This is a genomic window from Myxococcus sp. RHSTA-1-4, assembly GCF_020037125.1.
Classification (GTDB): domain Bacteria; phylum Myxococcota; class Myxococcia; order Myxococcales; family Myxococcaceae; genus Myxococcus.
This window is the reverse complement of record NZ_JAIQDG010000001.1, coordinates 18001-36187: the sequence shown is the minus strand read 5'-3', so window position 1 is coordinate 36187 and position 18187 is coordinate 18001. Positions and strand designations below refer to the sequence as shown.

Genomic DNA, 18187 nt, shown 5'->3' with positions numbered 1-18187 from the left:
CGCTCGCTCAGCCTTCGTCGGTTACCGGCTGGGCGGCGGCGGCCTTGAAGGCCTCCAGCACCGCGGCGGACGCGCGGTCCAGGTACTTGCCCTTGCGGATGAGCAGGCCGATGGGACGCGACACGGGCCCTTCCGCGAAGGGCTTGGCCACCAGCGAGCCGCCCTTCACCTCGCCCTGCGCCGTGGCCATGGGGAGGATGGCCACGCCCAGGCCCATCTCCACCGCCCGCTTGATGGTCTCCACGTTGTCCATCTCCATCACCGGGTTGATGTCGATGTTCTTCTCGCGGAAGAGCCTGTCCAGCGCCTTGCGCGTGGGCGCCTCGCGGTCGAAGGCGATGAAGGGCACGCCGGACAGCGCGGTGAGGCTCACCTTCTGCTTGGTGGCGAAGGGGTGGTTGGGCGCGCAGACGACGGCCAGCTTGTCGTCGCGGAACGGGAGGATGTCCACGCCCGCGCGCGGCTGCGGGTAGGCGACGATGCCAATCTCCGCCGCGCCGAGAATCACGTCGTCGTACACCTGGTCGTTGCGCCGGTAGTTCAGGCGCATGTTCACCTTGGGGTGCGTCTTCAGGAGCTGCTTCTGCACGGTGTTCAGCTCGTGCAGACCCACCGAGTAGATGGTGGACACCGTGCTGGTGCCGGCCACCTCCGCGGCCTGCTCGCGAATCTCCTGCTCCACCTCCGCGAAGCGGGCGAGGATTTCCTTGCACCCACGGAACAGCCGCTCGCCCGCGGGCGTCGGCGTCACCTGCCGCGCGCTGCGGGACAAGAGCTTCTGCTCGTACCGGTTCTCCAGTGCGCGAATCTGCTGGCTCACCGCGGACTGGGTGACGTGATTGAGCTGAGCCGCCCTGGAGAACGAACCCGTCTCCACGACGTCGCAAAACATCTTCAAGGATTCGAGCTGCATAAGGCCGTCTCCTACCCCCAAACCCAACGATTAGGCCAGAGTTAATTAGCTCACCTACCTCGCGCCGCGAAATGACCTTACCCCCCCGGGGTCTGCCCGGCCGTTCAGCGGAGCGGGGAGGGGATTCCCGCGCCCCGCGTCATCAGGGGCTGGCGGAGGGAGCGCCCGGGTCCTCGGGTGGCGCGGGGGCCTTCGGGCGGAGGAGGACGAAGAGGGCGGCGCCGAGGGCGGTGAGGGCCCCTCCGCTGAGCGTCTGCATGCGGCCCACCTCGCGGGTGGCCGTCTGGAGCAGTTCGCACTCGGGGCCGGAGAGGCCGGCGCAGTCCACCGCGCCGAAGAGGGAGCGCAGGCCGGCGGCCAGCAGGCCGAGCCCGCCCAGGAGCAGGCCACCGCACAGCCCCAGCGCGGCGGAGCGGCCGAGGGACGGGCGCCGGGTGGGGCGGGGCTCCGGGGCGGAGGACATGGGCGCGGTATAGCCGTGGGGGCCGGTGGGCTCAACGGGGCGGGCGGGGGCGCGTATGCTCCCGGGCCATGAGAATCCTCTACGGTGTCGTCGGTGAAGGCATGGGCCATGCGACGCGCTCGCGCGTGCTGCTCGAGGAACTGACGAAGGAGCACGAGGTCCACATCGTCGTCTCCGGGCGGGCCCAGGACTACCTCAAGAAGCGCTTCCAGAACGTGCACGGCATCTGGGGCCTGACGCTGGCGTACGAGGGCAACTCGGTGAAGAAGTGGCAGACGGTGCTCCAGAACCTCTCGGGCGCCGTGAAGGGCTGGCCGCAGAACGTCCGCCAGTACTTCGACCTGGTGGACGAGTTCCGCCCGGACGTGGTGGTCAGCGACTTCGAGACGTTCAGCTACCTGTTCGCGAAGAACCACCGGCTGCCGGTCATCAGCGTGGACAACATGCAGATCATCAACCGCTGCCAGCACGCGCCGGAGTTGCTGGCCGGGTACGAGGACAGCTTCGAGACGTCGCGGGCGATTGTGAAGGCGAAGCTGCCGGGGGCCTTCCACTACCTCATCACCACGTTCTTCTACCCGCCGGTGCGCAAGCGGCGCACCACGCTGGCGCCGTCGATTCTGCGGCCGGAAATCCTGGAGGCGAAGCCGGAGCCGGGCGAGCACCTGCTCGTGTACCAGACGTCCACGACGAACACCGCGCTGCCGGACATCCTCAAGGCCGCGGGCATTCCCTGCCGCGTGTACGGGCTGCGCCGGGACCTCACCGAGGACCTGGTGGACGGCAACCTCACGTACCGGCCCTTCAGCGAGAAGGGCTTCATCGACGATTTGCGCACCGCGCGCGGCGTGGTGGCCAGCGGCGGCTACACGCTGATGAGCGAGGCGGTGTACCTGCGCAAGCCGATGCTGAGCGTGCCGCTGGTGGGCCAGTTCGAGCAGATCATCAACGCCCTGTACCTGGAGAAGCTGGGGTACGGGATGTACGTGAAGGAGCTGTCCGTGGACGCGCTGAAGGAGTTCCTCCAGCGCGTGCCCCGCTGCCAGGAGGCGCTCAAGGGCTACGAGCAGGACGGCAACACGCAGATGATTGCCGCCCTGCGCGAGCAGCTGGCCCTGGCCTACGAGCACCGCGGCCACTGGGCCATGGAGCGGGCGGAGATGGCCGAGAAGGGGTGAGCCGGGCCCGGGGTGTCAGTGGATGGGCACCTCGTTCTCGTTGTTGCGCTCGGCGGCGCGGCGGGTCAGCTCCGTCAGCCACGACTGGGAGAGCGGCGTCTCGCTCTCGCTGCCCCGGGCGCGGTCCGGGCTGCTGTCCTGGGGCAGGTTGCGGTTGACGAAGGCGGTGAGGCCCGCCATCAGGTTGGGCGCCAGCGCCCGGCCCACCGCGGCCAGCTTCGCGGGCAGCCCCACCAGCGCCTCCGCGTCCCCGCGCCGGCAGGCGTCGAGAATCTTCCGCGCCGCCACCTCGGCGTTCATCGACATCAGGGGCAGCGAGTCGCCCACGGAGAACCACGCGTACTCCGCCTCGTGGTTGCCCTTGAAGTACGCGTTGCGCGGGCTGCCCGTGCGCATCAGCCCCGGGCACACCGTCGTCACCAGGATGCCGTCCTGCCGCAGCTCGGCGCGCATCCCGTCCGACAGCCCCACCAGCGCGAACTTGCTCGCCGCGTACGGCAGCAGGTGCGGAATGCTCACCTTGCCGCCCACGGAGGCGATGTTGACGATGCGGCCCTGACCGCGCCGCTTCATCTCCGGCAGCACCGCCAGCGTGGTGTACAGCGGCGCCCACAGGTGCGTGTCCACCGACTCGCGGAAGTCCTCCAGCGTCATCGACTCCAGCGGGCCCACCTGGATGACGCCCGCGTTGTTGATGAGGACGTCCACCGCGCCCCAGCGCTCGTGCACGGCGGCCACCAGCGCCTCCACCTGCACCTGCTCGCGCACGTCGCAGGGGATGGCCAGCACCTCGCCACCGCCGCGCTCCAGCTCCTCGCGCGCCCGCTCCAGCGTGGCCTCGTCCCGGCCGCAGATGGCGACCCGCGCCCCTTCCTTCAGCATCAGGCGCGCCATCACCAGCCCCAGGCCCCGCGAGCCGCCGGTGATGAGCACCGTGCGGCCCGAGAACTGGAAGCGGGAGCGGAGCGCCTTGCGCAGCCCCAGCGCCGCGCCGACGCCGGCCGCCGCCAGCGTCCCGAGTGAGAAGCGGGAAGCGTTCTTGTCCTTGCGGCGATTTGCCATGCGGTGCTCTCCGTGTGTCGGGGCCCGTGGGCCCCGGTGCTCGGTACCTGGAACCCGGTGCTCAGGGCGACGGGGCCGCGGCGGAGGTGTCGTACCGGGTGTAGCGGTCCAGCACCTGCCGCACGTGGTGCGCGCCGTTGCGGCCGGTGAAGTGGTGGCGCAGCCGGCCGGCGTCCGCGTCGAACACCAGCCACGCGGGCGTCTGCGTCACGCCGTACGCCTGGGCCATGGAGCCGTCGTCCACGGCGATGGGGTGGCGCAGGTCGTGCTTGCGCGCGAAGGACTCCACCGCGTTGGTGTCGCGCAGCTCCTTCTCGGAGTGCGTGACGTCCACGCTGATGACCTTCAGGCCGCGGGGCCCGTACTCCGCGATGAAGCGCTTGAGGTCGTCGAAGTCCGCGGTGGCGTGGACTTCTTTCATGGAGAAGAAGTGGAGGAGGACGGGCAGCTCATCCAGCTCCGAGACGTGGACCGGGGTGTTGACCCAGCCGCCCGTCGGGTCCAGCAGTTTGATGGGGATGTCGAGCGTCGGCATGCGTGCTCCCACGAGTGGGCTTCAGGAGGACGCGACTCAAGCTATGCATCGGCCGGCGCCGTCCTCCCCCCGCGAGTCCCCCGGGGCCGCCCGCCTGCCCGGACGGCGCGGGCACGCAAGTGTTGGATGGGGTGCTGGACGCCCGCCGCCAGAGCAGGCAGAGAGGCGGGGCATGCGCATCCCCGACTTCAAGCTGGAGCGGTACTTCGCGCGCTGGGAGTTCGCCGCGCCCTACCTGCTGTGCTCGTCCGACATCGAGGGCTGGCGGATGGCGGAGCTGCTGGCGCTCGCCGGCCCGGACGCCCGGGCCCGCTGGGAGGGGCTGACGCTCGGGTACACCGAGTCGCCGGGCCTGCCCGCCCTGCGACAGGAGATTGCCGCCCTCTACCCGGGCCTGTCCGAGGACGACGTGCTCACCTTCGCGGGCGCCGAGGAGGCCGTCTTCGTGCTGATGAACGTCCTGCTGGGGCCAGGGGACCACGCCATCGTCACATGGCCGGGCTACCAGTCCCTGCACGAGGTGGCGCGCGCCACGGGCGCGGACGTGACGCGGCTCGAGCTGCGCGAGGAGGACGGCTGGGCGTTGGACATGGACGCCCTGCGCCGCGCGCTGCGGCCGGACACCCGCCTGCTCGTGGTGAACTTCCCCCACAACCCCACCGGCGCGCTGCCGGACCGGGCCACCTTCGACGCGCTGTGCGCCCTGGCCGAGGAGCGCGGCATCCACCTGCTGTCCGACGAGGTATACCGGCTGCTGGAGTACGACGCGCGTGACACGCTGCCCGCCGCCGCCGAGCGCTTCCCTCGCGGCATCAGCCTGGGCGTCATGTCCAAGGCGTTCGGCCTCGCCGGGCTGCGCGTGGGGTGGCTCGCCTGCCGCGACGCGGAGGTGCTGCGCCGCTGCATGGCCTTCAAGGACTACACCACCATCTGCAACAGCGCCCCCAGCGAGGTGCTCGCGCTCATCGCCCTGCGCGCGAAGGAGCGGGTGCTGGCGCGCAGCCGCGAGCTGCTCGCCTCCAACCTCGCGCTGCTGGACGCCTTCTTCGCGCGCCACGCGGACACCTTCCGCTGGGTGCGCCCGCGCGCCGGCAGCGTGGCCTTCCCGCGCCTGTTGCGTGACACGCCCGTGGCCCGCTTCACCCAGGACCTGGTCGAGCGCGAAGGCGTGTTGCTCCTGCCCGGCGACGTCTACGACTTCCCCGGCAACCACTTCCGCCTGGGGCTGGGTCGCGCCAACCTCCCCGACGCGCTGAGTCGCCTGGAGCGCTACGTCAACGCGACGCGCTGACAGCGACGGCCGGCGTCGAGAGTGCGACGCGCTGCGTCAGTTCTTTCTCCCACTTCCAGATTTCCGTGATCTCGACCTTTTACATCCCTGGCCTCTAAAGTGTGGGCCTCCCTGCCCGGTCCCCCTCCGAGCGGGGGATTCCCTCACCTTGGAGCCGGAGGCGCTCACATGAAGAAGCTGCTGGGTATGGCGGTTGCCGCCGCCACGTTGCTGGCGGGCACGGAAGCTGCCGCGACCAACTACACGCTGTGGATCCACGGACGTAACGGTGGTTCGACGCAGGCCGGCAACTACAACGACTTCAGCTACTGGGGGCCCTCCAGCACCGCTGCCGGAGTCAACAAGAAGGCCGTCAACTGGAACGGGACGCAGCGCATCGGCGGGCAGAACTACCGCATCCGTGACGCGCTGGACTGTTTCTGCACCGGCAACAACTGGTGCTACATCGCCGCGCACAGCGCGGGCAACCTGCAGATTGGCTACGCGCTGTCGCTGTACGGCGGCACGGCGCGTTACAAGAAGAACGCGGTGCCCAACTCCAGCGGCGTGTGTGGCAACACGGACGGCACCACGCAGGTGGGCTGGAACATCAAGTGGGTGGACGTGGCGTCCGGCGCGGGCGGCGGCAGCGAGCTGGCCGACGTGGGCGAGTGGGCGGTGAGCGAGCCGCTGGTGACGGACCTGGTCACCACCAACGCGCGCGCCCTGTACAACCACAACACCACCCGCAACGTCTGGTTCTACATGTTCGCCGGTGCCAGCGGCACGGTGTACTCGGGCATCCTCCCGGGCCAGGACGACGAGGCGGTGTCGTACCACTCCACCGGTGGCGTGTCGGGCAGCTCGGGCAGCTCGCAGTGCAACCCGGGTGACTGGTTCTGCGGCGGCACCCTCAACACCGGCACCGCCGCGTGCAGCGACGGCCGCGCGAAGTGGAGCTACCACACCGTGCAGCTTCGCGATGACGGCGAGTCGTACAATCACTACGCCAACGGTAACTGGGGCGGCATCGTCGCCCCGGTCCGCGCGGACGTGGTGAACTACGCCTACTGAGCCTCGCCCCCCTGAAGCGCCATGACTCCGACCGGTCCCGTCCCTCCCTCCGTCTCCCGCTCCCACCGCGCCTGGTGGGCCGTCGCGCTCCTGCTTCCGGCCCTGGGCCTGTTGGGATGGTGGTGGGGAGGAGAGGGCGGCGCCGGCCTGGAGGGCTCCGCGCCGTCCTCCACGTTGGAGCTGGCGCGGACCGGAGCGCCAGTAGGAGAAGCACCCGGCAAGGGCCGGGGTGAGCCGGGTGGGGCGTCGCCCGGGCCGGGCGCCGTGCTGGCGGCCACCGGGCCGGTGCCCGCGCGCACGCCCCAGGAGCTGGAGCGCGAGGCCCGGCGCAGGTTGTGGGAGCAGCGTCTGGAGCGGGCGAAGCGCACGCTGGACAACTACCTTGCCGCCACGCGCTACCCGCCCGAGTCGCGCCCCAGCCGCGAGCAGCCGGACCAGATGGACATGGCCGAGCCGGAGCGCACGCGCCCGCTGAGCCGGGACAACCCGGACGTGCAGCTGCGGCTGAAGCAGGACCGCGTCTTCGTCGTGGGTGACGAGACGGTGCACTTCTTCGTGAGCTGCGAGGACGCGCAGCGCATGCCGAGGCCCTGCGAGGTGATGACCGCCTCCGCGCACGAGGCGGAGTACATGACGGGCGGCAAGGCGGAGTCCCCGGCGCCGCTGAGCTTCATGGACACCGGCGCGGAGGGTGATGCGCAGGCGGGCGACGGCACCTATACGGGGCGCTTCCAGCCGTCGAAGCAGGGCTTCCCGATGTCCTCCGGCACGCTGCGGGTGAGCCTGCGCGTGCGCTCGGGCAAGGCGGAGGGCTCCGCCTTCTTCGACATCCTCTACACCCCGTCACCTCCGGCGCTGTTCACCGGCAGGGTGCGCGAGGTGCTGGAGGCGGGCTCGCTCCAGCTCTACCTCGGAGTCCTCGTCCGGAAGGCGGGCCGCTATGTGGTGGCGGGCCGCGTGGACGACGAGAGCGGCGTGCCCTTCGCGCACGTGTCCTTCAACGAGGAGCTGAAGGAGGGCCCGCAAGAGGTGAAGCTCACCATCTTCGGCAAGCTCATCGTGGACGAGGTGCCCACCTTCCCGCTGAAGCTGCGTGACGTGGAGGGCTTCCTCCTCAAGGAGCAGGGAGACCCCGACCGCGAGCTGATGGCCAGCCTGCGCGGCTACGTCCACACCACGAACGAGTACGCGGCCTCCGTCTTCTCCTCCGCGGAGTGGCAGAGCGAGGAGCGCTCGCGCTACCAGCGGCAGCTCACCGCCGACGTCGACGAGGCCCAGGCGCAGCTCGACGCCATCGCCGCCGAGGAGAAGAAGCCGTAGGCCGCGGGGCTCAGCCCTCGAACGTGTCCGAGGGGGGCTTCGCCACGGGCTCGCCCGGGGCCGCCGCTCCCAGGTCCACAATCACGGAGGGCTGGGCCTGGAGGTCCGCCTCCACGCCGGTCAGGGCCGCGTCACCCGTGGAGGGCTCCTCCGGCACCAGCGAGCCCAGGTCGTCCGTGTCCGCGAGGAACTCGTCCGGGCCCGCGGGCCTCACGGCCGGGTCCAGCAGCTCGGGCGAGTCCAGGGCGGGCGCGCCGTGGCCGTCCACCTCGAAGACGTCCTCGAGTCCCAGCTCCACCACGGGCGCGGACGCGGCCGCGGAGCCGGGCGGGTCCAGCATGAAGAGCAGGTCCTCCGGCTCCACCACGCTGGCCGTGGAGGTGTCCAGGTTCTGAAGCTCCCACGCCGCCGTCTCGGCGGAGAGCAGGTCGTCCATGCCCTGGACGCCACCCGCGCCACGGCGCCCGGAGAGCGCGCCCACGCCGCCCGCGGACTCCGAGGGCGCGCCCAGCGACGACGGAAGCTGCGAGCCCAGGAGCTGCGCGTAGCGCGGCCTCGAGGACTCGAAGGCGCTCTCGAACGAGCTCTCACCGGAGAACACGCGGAGCTGCTCGGGCGCGGGCGCTCCCGCCGCCTCGCCCGGCGCGGACATCCCCTCCAGGTGGGGCGCGTGCGCGGCGAGCGAGGTGTCCAGGTCGTCCACCTCCGCCTGGAAGTCACTCTGGTCCGCGAAGCCGCGCCGCACCGGCGCGATGGGCTGCAGCGGCTCGCGCGGGGTGAGCGGCGTCACGGGCTCCGCTTCCACGTCGAGCCGTGCGCGGGAGATGGAGCTGGAGAGGCCTGAGATGATGCGGCGGATGGAGGACATGAGCACCCCGTGCGGCACACACGGGTGGCCGCATCGGGATTGTCGCTCCGTCACCGGAAAAGTTGCGAGGGCGCCTCCGCCGCGTCCCCTCCCCGTGTGGGCATGAGCCTCCCGCGCCCGGTCCCCACCGAGGTGCGCGTACACGTTTTCCGGGGACTGGAGGCCCCCGGAGTCACAGCGTGTGTGGTGGCTACCCCACGTTTGAGGGGTGCGTTGGTGGATGGAGCGCGCTCGCAGCGTCGGCCACCGGACGGGGTGGGGCGCGGATGTCGGGGTCCTGTGGCACTCACACTCCAGGGAGCCCCCGAACGGGAGTATCCGTTCCCTGTGCCCACCGGGGGAGAGGGCGCTGGCCTCACGCTTGCTGGGGAGAGGCCCGAGGAGGCAGTCAATGAGATTGGACAGCGCGGGACAGAGTCACATCGGCCGGCGGCAGCACAACGAGGACGCGTTCTGCGTCCTGCCGGAACTGGGGCTGTTCGTCGTGGCGGATGGGCTGGGCGGACAAGAGGGTGGAGAGGTCGCCAGCCGTTGTGTGGTGGACACCTTCGCGGGCTTCGGCCTGAGGCTGGAACAGGACCGGGACTCGACGTGGCCCACGGTGCCGGACCCGGCGCGCAGCCGTGAGGAGAACCTGCTGTCCGCGTGCTCGGCGCTGGCGCAGCGCAACCTGCAGGCGCAGCGCGTGGGGCGCTTGAAGGAGATGGCGTCCACGGTGGTGGCCCTCGCGGTGAGCGAGCACGGCGCCGCCGTGGCCCACGTGGGGGACAGCCGGCTGTACCGGCTGCGCGCGGGGAAGCTGGAGCCGCTGACGAGGGACCACTCGCTCATCGAGGAGCTGCGTGACGCCGGCATGACGCCGCCGGGCGGGGCGGGGAGCTGGCGGCACCTCATCACCCGCGCGCTGGGCACCGACAACGCGGAGCCCACCGTGCAGCGGCTGCGCACGGAGCCCGGAGACGTGTTCCTGCTGTGCTCGGACGGGCTCTATGAGCCGCTGGGCCACGAGGGGCTGATGCGGCGCCTGACGCTGTCCAGCGCGCGCGAGGCCTGCGACGCGCTCGTCGCGGATGCGTACGAGGCCGGTGGCAAGGACAACATCACCGCGGTGGTGCTGCGCGTCCCGCCGGAGGCGTGAGGCCTAGAAGCCCACGCCGAAGGAGAGGCTGGCCGAGGGCAGCCACGTGTCCACGGGCTCCACCAGGTCCGGTCCATATGGCAGCCACGCCATCCCCAGGTTGAGGTCGCCCACCAGCTCGAAGCCGGAGGCCAGGGGCCGCAGGAAGCGAAGCCCCAGCCCCATCTCCGGCCCCGTCGTGGCCACGCGCCGCGCGTCCGTGCCGGTGAACTGGAAGCCCGGGTCATCCCTGCCCACCTGTGCCTCGGCGAACCCCGCGGCCAGGAAGGGCTGGAGGGTGCCCCAGCCCTCCTTGTCGAAGGACACCAGCCGCAGCTTCGTCCGGAAGTGCGCCACCTCCGGCTCCGGGTCCCCATGGAGGAGGCCGCTGCCCGTGCCGCAGCCCTCCAAGGAGAGGAAGGACACCGGCGACAACTCCAGGCACAGCTCCGGCCGGCCGTTGCCGTTGGCCGTGGAGCCTCCCACCCGCAGGTTGCCGAAGTTGCGCGTCGTGAAGGGGACCTCCGACGTTGCCCGGGCCTCACCCACCGCCTCCTCGGCCCGCGACGCGGTGGGCGCGAGGGCGAGCACGGCCAGCACGGAAGCGAGGGCGGAGGACGGGCGCATGGGTGGAACCGAAGCGCGGCGGCTCCGGGGCCGTCAAGGCGCCGGCCCGCGCACTGTCGCGCGCATGGCGAAAGCGGCGGAGCCCCCGCGTCCGAGCCACCCTGGCACCTCGTGTGCGGGCGGGCGACTCCACGAGTCGCTCCGCGTCTCACGAGTCATTTCCGCCACCCCGCGCACCACTTTCCGCGAGGGAGATGATCCACGTTCTCCTCTCTACATGACGCTGTTATCGGAGTAGTCTGGGAATCCCCTGGGGTCCCCCCACCCATCTCGTCCGGCTTCGCAGCGAATGACGCACAGCCTTGCCGCGCGCTTGTCCGCGGCCACCACCCTGGTCATCCTCGTCCTCACCGCCGTGAGCGCCACCCTCACGGGCGTCGTGTTCGGCTCCGGGTCGGAGTCAGTCACGTTCCGTTCCGTGATGTGGGTGGTGCTCCTGAACAGCGTGCTCGCGCTGGGAGCGGGGGCCGTCGTCTTCCTGATGGTGCGCCGGCTGACGTCGCCTTTGCGCCAGCTCACCGCCGCGACGGCCCGCATGGTGGCCGAGGGCGACTTCCGGGGCGCGCTGGAGGCGGGCTCGGCGCTGCGCTCGCAGGACGAGATTGGCCAGCTCGCCGCCACCTTCTCGGAGCTGGTGTTCCAGCTTCGCTCGACGCTGATGGCGCTGCGCCACTCGGCCGAGCAGCTCGAGTCCGCGTCCACGCAGCTCACCGAGTCCGCGTCGGTGCAGAACGAGGCGGTGTCCCAGCAGGCGGTGGCGCTGCACGAGACGCAGCTCGCGGCGCAGCAGCTCCAGGAGGCGTCCCGGGCGGCGGCGAAGCGGGTGGAGGCCATCCAGCGCGAGGCGGAGCGCGCCAGCGCGTTCGGTCAGGCGGGCGAGGCCGCGGTGTCCGGCAGCGTGGGCGGGCTCACCCACATCCGCTCGCACGTGGAGCAGATTGGCCGCACCATCTCCGAGCTGCACCACCGCACGCGGCAGGTGGGTGACATCACCCGCACGGTGAAGGACCTGGCGGACCAGTCCAACGTGCTGGCCCTCAACGCCTCCATCGAGGCGGCCCGCAGCGGCGACGCGGGCCGTTCCTTCGCGGTGGTGGCGCGGGAGATGCGCTCGCTGGCGGACCAGTCCGCGGGTGCCACCACGCGGGTGCAGTCGATTCTGGGCGACATCAGCCGGGCCATCTCCGACGTGGTGCGCACCAGCGAGGGCGGTGCGCGCGAGGTGGAGGGCGGGCTGGAGCAGGTGCGCGCCGCGGGGGAGAGCCTGCGCTCGCTGGCCGCCATCATCCAGACCAATGGCCAGACGGTGCGCGCCATCTCCGACGCCGTCAGCCAGCAGGACGCCGGCATCGCGGAGCTGTTCGCCGCGCTCAGCTCCATGGCCGACCTGGCGGACCAGATTGTGGACCGCATGGCCGCCAGCGACCAGGCCGCCATCCAGCTCTCCACCGCCTCGCAGGAGCTGATCTCCATCGTCGACCGCTACCGGCTCTGAGCGGCGTGGGGGAGGGCGGAGCGGCTCACGGCTGGGAGCGCGGTGATGCGAATCCCGGAGTGCCACACGCCCCGCCGTGGACACGGGCAGGGCGGCCAATGGAGTGAGGCTCAGCCCAGCTCGCCGCCGTCGATGGCGTAGGCGGAGCCGGTGATGCCTCCCGCGGCGTCCGACGCGAGGAAGACGCACAGCGCGGCCACTTCCTCCGGCTGGATGATGCGGCCCATGGCGTTCATGGACGCGAGCGCCTCGCGCGCCTGCTCCTCGGTGCGGCCCGTGGACTTGGAGATGGCGGACGTCGCCCCGGTGAACATGTCCGTCTCCACCCAGCCCGGGTTCACGATGTTCACCGTGATGTTCTTCTTCGCGTACTCCGCCGCCAGTGCACGCGTCAGTCCCAGCAGCGCGTGCTTGGACGCGCAGTACGCCGACGTGTACTTCACCCCGCGCACCGCGGCCATGGAGCCGATGTTGATGACTCGGCCGCCGCCGGCCTGGGCCATGGCGGGCATCAGCTCGCGGCAGAGGATGAAGGGCGCCGTCACGTTGACGGCCATCACCCGCGCCAGGTCCTCCGTGCGCGTCTTGTTCAGCGGCGCGGAGACGGTGATGCCCGCGTTGTTCACCAGCACGCGCGGCGCACCGTCCGCGAGGATGGTTCTACAGACGGACAGCAGGGCCGCCTCGTCCGCCACGTCCACCGCGTGGGGGCGGATGCGCTCGCCGCCCTCGCTCCGGAGCGACTCCAGCGCCTCCGTTGAGCGCGCCAGCGCCCAGACGTTGTAGCCCTCGCGGGCGAAGGACAGCGCCACGGCGCGGCCGATACCCCGGCTCGCGCCCGTCACCACCACCGACTTCTGGGTCGTCGTCATGGGCGCGAGCGTAGCGTCAGCGATTGATTTCGGCATCAACGCCGGCTCGCGCCGAGAAGGCCCTCAGGAGGTGGGCGCCAGCGTGGCGGGGGGCTCGGAGGGACGGACGCGCCCGCCGATGCAACCCCCGCTTCGGCGAAGGGTTGCGGGCCCCCTCCGGAGCCCCTCACGCCAGGTATCAGAAGGACCGGGGGCAGCTCCCTCCCCGATGCGGGCAGGGGAGGGGAGGCGCGGGGCGGCTGAGGCCGTCACCCTCCTCCATCCGGCGGGGGAGGGTGGCGGCGCACGGGTCAGCCGTTTCCGACGCTGGAGCCGCCACCCTCGGGCGTCTGCCCGGAGGTGTCCTCGGAGGGCGCGGCTTCCGCGGCGCCCTCGCCCTCAGCGGAGCCCTCCTCGGCCTCGGGCTCGTCGGGCAGCTCCGGCGCGGTGCCGGCGGCCTCCGCCGCCTGCTGCGCCTTGAGCTCCTCGTCGTTCATGAAGCCGACGGGGTTCTCCTTGCGGTTGAGGAAGCGCACCGCCTTCTTCGACAGCGCGTACATCTGCTCCGCCGCCGCCGCGGGCACCAGCGAGTGCTCAATCTGCGCGGGCTCCGGCCGCTCCACCACGCCGAGCTCGCCGTCCTCGAGCTGCTTCGCCTGCGCCGGGCTCAGCTCCAGCCGCCGCAGCTTGCCCTTGCGGGTCATGAAGTAGAACGCCGTCTCACCCGGCTCGACGGGCACCTGGGCGCCGAGCACCAGCTCCCGCAGGGCCCGGTCCAGCTCCACCTGCTTCTTGGACTCCGCGCGCTGGTACGCCTTGGAGCCCGGCAGGGGCGGCAGCTTGGGAATGGACCGCTCGGGCGCGGCCGGGCGTCCCTGCTGGGGACCCCCGCCATAGCGCGGCGCGCCGCCACCCGGACGGCCACCGCCGCCCGGGCCGAAGCGTCCACCACCGCCCGGGCCGCCGGGACGGCCACCGCCGTCACGCCGTCCGCCTTCACGGCCGCCGCCCTCGCGGTGCGGCGGGCCCCCTTGTGTCCGGTTCTCGTCACGGGAAGGGGCGGAACGGTTTCCGCCTGGACGGCCGCCCTCCTGTGGAGCGGGGCGCCGGGCTTCCGCCTGGCTGGCCTTCGTCTCCACCTTCTTGGCCTGTTCCTCGGTGACGAGGCCCGCCTTCAACAACTTGTCGCGCAGGTTCTGCATGAGTTGGGCGTTCTATCCCTTGCACGGCCGCACGCAAGCCGCAGCTTGCCGCACCTGTATGGCCCACGTAACTTGCCGGCCCCGCCGTACCGTCCTGGAGGAAGCGTGAGCCGTATGAAGAAGTCCGCCGTCACCCTGGCCCTGGCACTCGCCGCCGCGGGCTGCTCCGACCCGGTCGACAAGGCGGCCAAGGCACGCATCTTCTCGCCCGAGGACCCGCCCAAGGTGGTGGCGTCCGCCAAGGAGAAGCTGCCCCCCGAGGACGTGGCGGACAACCCCCAGGTGGCCCGCCGCATCCTGGGCATGGACGCCGCCGAGGTGACCGAGCGGCTGGGGCCCCACCGCTTCCAGTCCACCCTCTCCTATGAGTGGACCTCCGCGGACGCCAACCCCGTGAAGCTCACCGAGACGCGCACCTTCCGCGCCGGCCCCGGCGGCGTCAGCGGTGACTTCCACGGCGTGCTGGAGAACTCGAGGGACCAGGGCCTGGAGGTCATGCGCGTGGGCGGCCAGGTGTTCGCCCGCAACCGCTACGGCCCCTTCCGCCAGCGCCTCCGCGACCGTGGCATGGCCGAGCGCACCCGCACGGAGCTGACCGGCGCCATCCGCGACTTCGACGCCCTCTTCCAGGGACGCATCAAGCTCACCCCCCAGGGCACCGTCACCCACGAGGGCCGCACCGCCTGGCGCTACGCCGTGACGCTCGGCCCCGCGCTGGAGAACGCCTCCACCCGCGCGCTGCCCAGGCTCATCGAGCCGAAGGGCGGCGCCGACGAGACGACCCGCCGCCGCGCCAACTTCTTCGCCCACCGCGTGCCGCGCTCGCTGGACGGCGAGGTGCTGGTGGACGCCGCCACCTCCGTGGTCCTCAAGGCCCGGCTGGATGGCCGCATCGGCGTGCCCGCGGAGAAGACGCCCGAGGCCGCCGAGCTGCGCCTGACGCTGGAATCCGCCCTCACCGAGCTGGGGCAGGACCCGAAGCTCCAGCCGCCGGAGAGCTTCCTCCCCGACGCCGACAAGCCCCAGGGCATCGCGGACGCGCTGGACGCCTTCGGCATCGAGCGCAAGAAGCCCGAGGGCGCCGACAAGGACAAGGCCGGCGGGGACGCGCCCCCCGAGCCCGAGGACGAAGAGGGCAACTGAGCCACGGCAGGCCGGGCCACCGGGTGCGCCGCGCCCCTGGCCCGCGTGTCAGGGAGGCCGGCCCGAAGGCGCCCCGGGCCGCTCGCCTGCCCTGACGGCCCCGCCCGGGCGCCCGGGACAGGGTGCCCGGACGTCGCCCGCAAGTCCTGGATGTTCCTGGCTTTTCCTGCGTGGCGTGCCCCTTGCTCAAGCGGGGGCCATGCCGCGCCTCACCGTATTCGCCCCCCTCCTCACCGCCCTGTCCGCCTCCGTGGCGCACGCCGAGCCGCCCCTGCGCGACCTGGGCGTCACCGTCGCGCCGGTGGGGGCGTACGTCCTGAAGGACACCGATGGGACGCGCGAGTCGGGCTACAGCGCGGGCGTGGCCTGGGGCTACCGCAGGGAGCTCTCCGTGGTGGAGGTGGGCGGGCACATGGCGTCCAGCCGCCTGCGCACCGAGGCCACCCCCATGTCCATCCGCATCACCCCGGCGGGCCCCCGGCGCATCCGGCCCTACCTGGGCGCGGGGGCCAGCCTGCTGTTGGCCCACGAGAAGCAGGACGCCGCCGCCTCGCGCACGCTCCAGGTGGGCGCGGAGCTATGCGGCGGGGTGGGGGTGGAGCTGGGGCGTCAGCTCTTCCTCTCCGCCGAGGCCCGCTACCAGAACTTCTCCGCGGATGGGGATCCGTTCTCGGGTGAACGGCAATCTATGACCTCAGGGTATCTGGGGCTGGGCTTCCGTCTGTAGCGCCCGGACCCTTCCGCTACAGCCCGGCACCGGCCTGTTGGAAGAAAATTTGCGCTCACTCTTGCGTCCTCTACAATCCTCACCGGTTGCGGCTCGGACGCGTCCGACATGTACGGGCGTTCAGCGGGCCTCACAGCAAGGGAGCGGTGATGGAGCGCAAGGTCGGAAGTAGCACGGTGACGGCCAAGGAGGTCAAGGCTGCGCTGGAGAAGACGCGCACGCTGACGGCCGAGGAGGAGAAGGTTCTGCGCATGCGCCACGGCGCAGGCGCTTCCAGCACCCGTGCTCCCCTCCCCCGCGCCGCCGGTGACAACCAGGAGCTGGGCGACGAGCTGCTCGTCATCGAGATGCAGCTGCTGAAGGCCATGCGCGCCCGCGCCGGTGGCAAGCCGGTGGCCAGCGCGAACAACAAGCACGTCATGGCCCCCGCGCCGGCGCCGGTGAAGGCGGCTGCCGGCAACCCGACGAAGGACAAGATCGTCCGGGCACTCCGCAAGAAGAAGTAGTCGTACGCGGAGTACCCCCTAGCGGTTGAGGATGGCCACGAGGCGCTCCCCCGCCTCGGGCAATGCCAGCGGCGTGCCCGAGACCTCCGTGGCCAGTCCTTCCGCGTCGTCCGCGCCTCCCCGCGCGAACAGCCCCTTCAGCCAGTTCGCGGCGGCGGGGTTCCTCCAGAAATCCTCGTTGAAGCGCTCCGTGAGGCGCGCGGTGAGCCGGGTCTCCAGGGCCCAGGCCCGCAGGTAGTTCGCCACGTAGAGCTGCGGGTCCACGTCGTGGAGGAAGAAGCCCGGGTGCGGCTCGACGAAGAGCGCATTCCGCTGGCCGTCCGCGTACTCGTCCGCGCGGTCCGTGGAGGGGCCTCGCGTGCCGAGGGACAGCTCGTAGGACAGCTTCGCGCAGTGGCGGCGCAGCACGGTGAGGGCCTGGAAGGCGGCCAGCCGCACCGCGTCGCGCGCGGGCATGGAGGGCAGGTCCAGGTAGCGCTTGAGCCAGCCCTGGGACAGCAGCAGCCGCTCGAAGACGGACGCGTAGGCCTCCGTCACCGAGGCGTCGCCCAGCCGGCGCAGCTCCACGGGCAGCGTCTCCGGCACGTGGGCGCGGTGCTGCGCGTGGCCCATCTCGTGGAGGAGGCTGCCCAGCGCGTCCAGGCCGCCGCGCGGCTGGAGGACGAGGCGCACTTCCCCGGGCACGCGCACCACGGCGACGAAGGGCCGGGAGGCCTTGCCGGGGCGGGCCTCGTCGTCGATGCGGATGCGGCCGTCGGCGTGGGGCGTGAGGCCCCACTCGCCCAGCCAGCGCACCACGGCGGGGAAGGCGTCCTCGCGGCGGAAGAAGGGGTCCATCCACGGCGCCTGGAGCGCGGCCTGGAGGTCATGCCGGCGCGCGTCGCCGCCGGGCAGCGGGCGCAGCAGCGGGTCCAGCTTCTTGAGGACGTACGCGAGCACGTCGCGGTAGGCGTCCTCGGTGCGGCGGAGCGTCTCCTCGGCGGACTCCGCCAGCTTCGCGAAGGGGATGCCGGTGACGTCCTCGCGCAGGGCGGGGTAGTCCTTGGCGCCCAGCCGCTCCACGGCGTGGAGGGCGGCCTCGCGCCGGTCGCCGTACGGGCCGCGGTGCTCCCAGAGGAAGTTGCCGGCGGCGCGCTCCAGCAGGGTGCGGCGGCCCCGGGCGGGCTCGCGGGGAATCCGGGCCAGCACCTCGCCGAAGGAGAGGGACTGGTCGTCGACGGGCAGGCGCGCCTGGGCTTCCAGGGTGGCCACGGCCTCGGCGGGACGGGCGGCGAGCGCCTCCTCCACCTGGGTGGCGACCAGCTCGCGCAGGAGCTGGATGCGGCGGACGGCCAGGGGCTCGTCCCGGGTGCGGGCCTTGGAGAGGGCCTCGTTGGCGGCGGCGAAGGTGTCCGGGGAGGACAGCTCGGGGAAGGACGCGTGGAGGCGGGAGACGGGGAGTTCCGGCGCCAGGCCGGCGCCATGCCGGTAGTGGAGCGTGGCGAGCTCGGCGAGGAAGTCGTCCAGCCGCGTACGTACGGAGTGCAGGGGACGGTCCATAGAGGGCGCGGAAGGTAACAGGAAGCGGGCGGCGCGGAAGGGCGATGCGGGCGTAGAGTGCCGCCGCATGACAGCTGCGTCTGACACATGGATGGGGGCTGCGCTCCGCGAGCGGCAGCGGGATGGGGTGGGGGGGCATGCTCGGGCGCAGGCCTCCCTCGATGGACAGGCGCCGCGCGGCATCCGGCTGACGGGTGCCCGGCGGGCATCGGGGCCCTGGGGCGTCGGGCTGGCGGCACTCCGTGGGGGGACCAACGCCAGGAGCGGTGGGGGCAGGCGTGCCCCTCCTCATGGAGG

At 71.9% G+C, this 18187-nt stretch carries 18 protein-coding genes; 9 read left to right on the top strand and 9 right to left on the bottom strand.

From position 1 onward, the window contains the following. Positions 1-7: 7 nt before the first annotated feature. The gene (locus K8638_RS00130) at positions 8-913 is read right to left on the bottom strand and encodes a LysR family transcriptional regulator (protein ID WP_223752308.1); all 906 of its coding nucleotides are present in this window, start codon (positions 911-913) and stop codon (positions 8-10) included. 142 nt (positions 914-1055) lie between these two features. Beyond that, positions 1056-1376, bottom strand: a complete 321-nt coding sequence (locus K8638_RS00125; RefSeq protein ID WP_223752307.1) for a hypothetical protein — start codon at positions 1374-1376, stop codon at positions 1056-1058. 68 nt (positions 1377-1444) lie between these two features. On the opposite strand from K8638_RS00125, the gene K8638_RS00120 reads away from it, so the two are divergent. Next, entirely contained in the window at positions 1445-2554 is a 1110-nt protein-coding gene (locus K8638_RS00120; protein ID WP_223752306.1) for an MJ1255/VC2487 family glycosyltransferase, read from the top strand. Between the two features lie 15 nt (positions 2555-2569). Here K8638_RS00120 and K8638_RS00115 read toward each other — a convergent pair whose 3' ends face one another. Together K8638_RS00115 and K8638_RS00110 are read right to left on the bottom strand one after the other, a co-directional pair. Beyond that, positions 2570-3616, bottom strand: a complete 1047-nt coding sequence (locus K8638_RS00115) for an SDR family oxidoreductase (RefSeq protein ID WP_223752305.1) — start codon at positions 3614-3616, stop codon at positions 2570-2572. Between the two features lie 61 nt (positions 3617-3677). Next, positions 3678-4151 (bottom strand): peroxiredoxin, encoded by a 474-nt coding sequence (locus K8638_RS00110; RefSeq protein ID WP_223752304.1) that lies wholly within the window; start codon positions 4149-4151, stop codon positions 3678-3680. 172 nt (positions 4152-4323) lie between these two features. On the opposite strand from K8638_RS00110, the gene K8638_RS00105 reads away from it, so the two are divergent. The 3 genes from K8638_RS00105 (at position 4324) to K8638_RS00095 (ending at position 7815) form a co-directional block, all read left to right on the top strand. Beyond that, positions 4324-5442 carry an aminotransferase class I/II-fold pyridoxal phosphate-dependent enzyme gene (locus tag K8638_RS00105; RefSeq protein WP_223752303.1) on the top strand — a complete coding sequence of 373 codons (1119 nt, stop codon included), beginning with the start codon at positions 4324-4326 and terminating at the stop codon, positions 5440-5442. Positions 5443-5610: 168 nt separating this feature from the next. Further along, entirely contained in the window at positions 5611-6495 is an 885-nt protein-coding gene (locus tag K8638_RS00100) for a hypothetical protein (protein ID WP_223752302.1), read from the top strand. A gap of 21 nt (positions 6496-6516) precedes the next feature. Further along, on the top strand, positions 6517-7815 hold the full coding sequence (locus tag K8638_RS00095; RefSeq protein ID WP_223752301.1) for a choice-of-anchor X domain-containing protein: 1299 nt from the start codon (positions 6517-6519) through the stop codon (positions 7813-7815). 10 nt (positions 7816-7825) lie between these two features. Here K8638_RS00095 and K8638_RS00090 read toward each other — a convergent pair whose 3' ends face one another. After that, positions 7826-8683, bottom strand: a complete 858-nt coding sequence (locus K8638_RS00090) for a hypothetical protein (RefSeq protein ID WP_223752300.1) — start codon at positions 8681-8683, stop codon at positions 7826-7828. A gap of 391 nt (positions 8684-9074) precedes the next feature. On the opposite strand from K8638_RS00090, the gene K8638_RS00085 reads away from it, so the two are divergent. Continuing rightward, positions 9075-9821: a PP2C family serine/threonine-protein phosphatase gene (locus K8638_RS00085; protein WP_223752299.1), complete on the top strand. Its 747-nt coding sequence runs from the start codon at positions 9075-9077 to the stop codon at positions 9819-9821. 3 nt (positions 9822-9824) lie between these two features. Here K8638_RS00085 and K8638_RS00080 read toward each other — a convergent pair whose 3' ends face one another. After that, a complete protein-coding gene (locus K8638_RS00080) occupies positions 9825-10427 on the bottom strand; it encodes a hypothetical protein (protein WP_223752298.1) in 603 nt (200 codons plus the stop codon). A gap of 289 nt (positions 10428-10716) precedes the next feature. Here K8638_RS00080 and K8638_RS00075 point away from each other — a divergent pair, with 289 nt between their 5' ends. After that, the gene (locus K8638_RS00075; protein WP_370643889.1) at positions 10717-11922 is read left to right on the top strand and encodes a methyl-accepting chemotaxis protein; all 1206 of its coding nucleotides are present in this window, start codon (positions 10717-10719) and stop codon (positions 11920-11922) included. A gap of 110 nt (positions 11923-12032) precedes the next feature. On the opposite strand, the gene K8638_RS00070 is transcribed toward K8638_RS00075, so the two are convergent. Further along, positions 12033-12794, bottom strand: coding sequence for an SDR family NAD(P)-dependent oxidoreductase (locus tag K8638_RS00070; protein WP_223752297.1), 762 nt, complete (start codon positions 12792-12794; stop codon positions 12033-12035). Positions 12795-13084: 290 nt separating this feature from the next. Then, positions 13085-13975 (bottom strand): DUF2058 family protein, encoded by an 891-nt coding sequence (locus K8638_RS00065; RefSeq protein WP_223752296.1) that lies wholly within the window; start codon positions 13973-13975, stop codon positions 13085-13087. Between the two features lie 105 nt (positions 13976-14080). Between K8638_RS00065 and K8638_RS00060 the strand changes: the two genes are divergently transcribed. From K8638_RS00060 to K8638_RS00050, 3 genes are all read left to right on the top strand, one after another. Beyond that, positions 14081-15118: a hypothetical protein gene (locus tag K8638_RS00060; RefSeq protein ID WP_223752295.1), complete on the top strand. Its 1038-nt coding sequence runs from the start codon at positions 14081-14083 to the stop codon at positions 15116-15118. Between the two features lie 199 nt (positions 15119-15317). After that, positions 15318-15845, top strand: coding sequence for a porin family protein (locus tag K8638_RS00055; protein ID WP_223752294.1), 528 nt, complete (start codon positions 15318-15320; stop codon positions 15843-15845). Positions 15846-15994: 149 nt separating this feature from the next. Next, positions 15995-16351, top strand: a complete 357-nt coding sequence (locus K8638_RS00050; RefSeq protein WP_223752293.1) for a hypothetical protein — start codon at positions 15995-15997, stop codon at positions 16349-16351. Between the two features lie 18 nt (positions 16352-16369). Here the strand turns inward: K8638_RS00050 and K8638_RS00045 are convergent, their stop codons facing one another. Further along, positions 16370-17890, bottom strand: a complete 1521-nt coding sequence (locus K8638_RS00045) for a peptidase M3 (protein ID WP_223752292.1) — start codon at positions 17888-17890, stop codon at positions 16370-16372. Positions 17891-18187 lie beyond the last annotated feature (297 nt).

Coding starts and splice junctions, on each gene's coding strand:
- K8638_RS00080 (WP_223752298.1), bottom strand. CDS start 10,427: ATGCGCCCGTCCTCCGCCCTCGCTTCCGTGCTGGCCGTGCTCGCCCTC.
- K8638_RS00105 (WP_223752303.1), top strand. CDS start 4,324: ATGCGCATCCCCGACTTCAAGCTGGAGCGGTACTTCGCGCGCTGGGAG.
- K8638_RS00090 (WP_223752300.1), bottom strand. CDS start 8,683: ATGTCCTCCATCCGCCGCATCATCTCAGGCCTCTCCAGCTCCATCTCC.
- K8638_RS00065 (WP_223752296.1), bottom strand. CDS start 13,975: ATGCAGAACCTGCGCGACAAGTTGTTGAAGGCGGGCCTCGTCACCGAG.
- K8638_RS00115 (WP_223752305.1), bottom strand. CDS start 3,616: ATGGCAAATCGCCGCAAGGACAAGAACGCTTCCCGCTTCTCACTCGGG.
- K8638_RS00100 (WP_223752302.1), top strand. CDS start 5,611: ATGAAGAAGCTGCTGGGTATGGCGGTTGCCGCCGCCACGTTGCTGGCG.
- K8638_RS00075 (WP_370643889.1), top strand. CDS start 10,717: ATGACGCACAGCCTTGCCGCGCGCTTGTCCGCGGCCACCACCCTGGTC.
- K8638_RS00055 (WP_223752294.1), top strand. CDS start 15,318: ATGCCGCGCCTCACCGTATTCGCCCCCCTCCTCACCGCCCTGTCCGCC.
- K8638_RS00095 (WP_223752301.1), top strand. CDS start 6,517: ATGACTCCGACCGGTCCCGTCCCTCCCTCCGTCTCCCGCTCCCACCGC.
- K8638_RS00130 (WP_223752308.1), bottom strand. CDS start 913: ATGCAGCTCGAATCCTTGAAGATGTTTTGCGACGTCGTGGAGACGGGT.
- K8638_RS00070 (WP_223752297.1), bottom strand. CDS start 12,794: ATGACGACGACCCAGAAGTCGGTGGTGGTGACGGGCGCGAGCCGGGGT.
- K8638_RS00050 (WP_223752293.1), top strand. CDS start 15,995: ATGGAGCGCAAGGTCGGAAGTAGCACGGTGACGGCCAAGGAGGTCAAG.
- K8638_RS00110 (WP_223752304.1), bottom strand. CDS start 4,151: ATGCCGACGCTCGACATCCCCATCAAACTGCTGGACCCGACGGGCGGC.
- K8638_RS00125 (WP_223752307.1), bottom strand. CDS start 1,376: ATGTCCTCCGCCCCGGAGCCCCGCCCCACCCGGCGCCCGTCCCTCGGC.
- K8638_RS00045 (WP_223752292.1), bottom strand. CDS start 17,890: ATGGACCGTCCCCTGCACTCCGTACGTACGCGGCTGGACGACTTCCTC.
- K8638_RS00120 (WP_223752306.1), top strand. CDS start 1,445: ATGAGAATCCTCTACGGTGTCGTCGGTGAAGGCATGGGCCATGCGACG.
- K8638_RS00085 (WP_223752299.1), top strand. CDS start 9,075: ATGAGATTGGACAGCGCGGGACAGAGTCACATCGGCCGGCGGCAGCAC.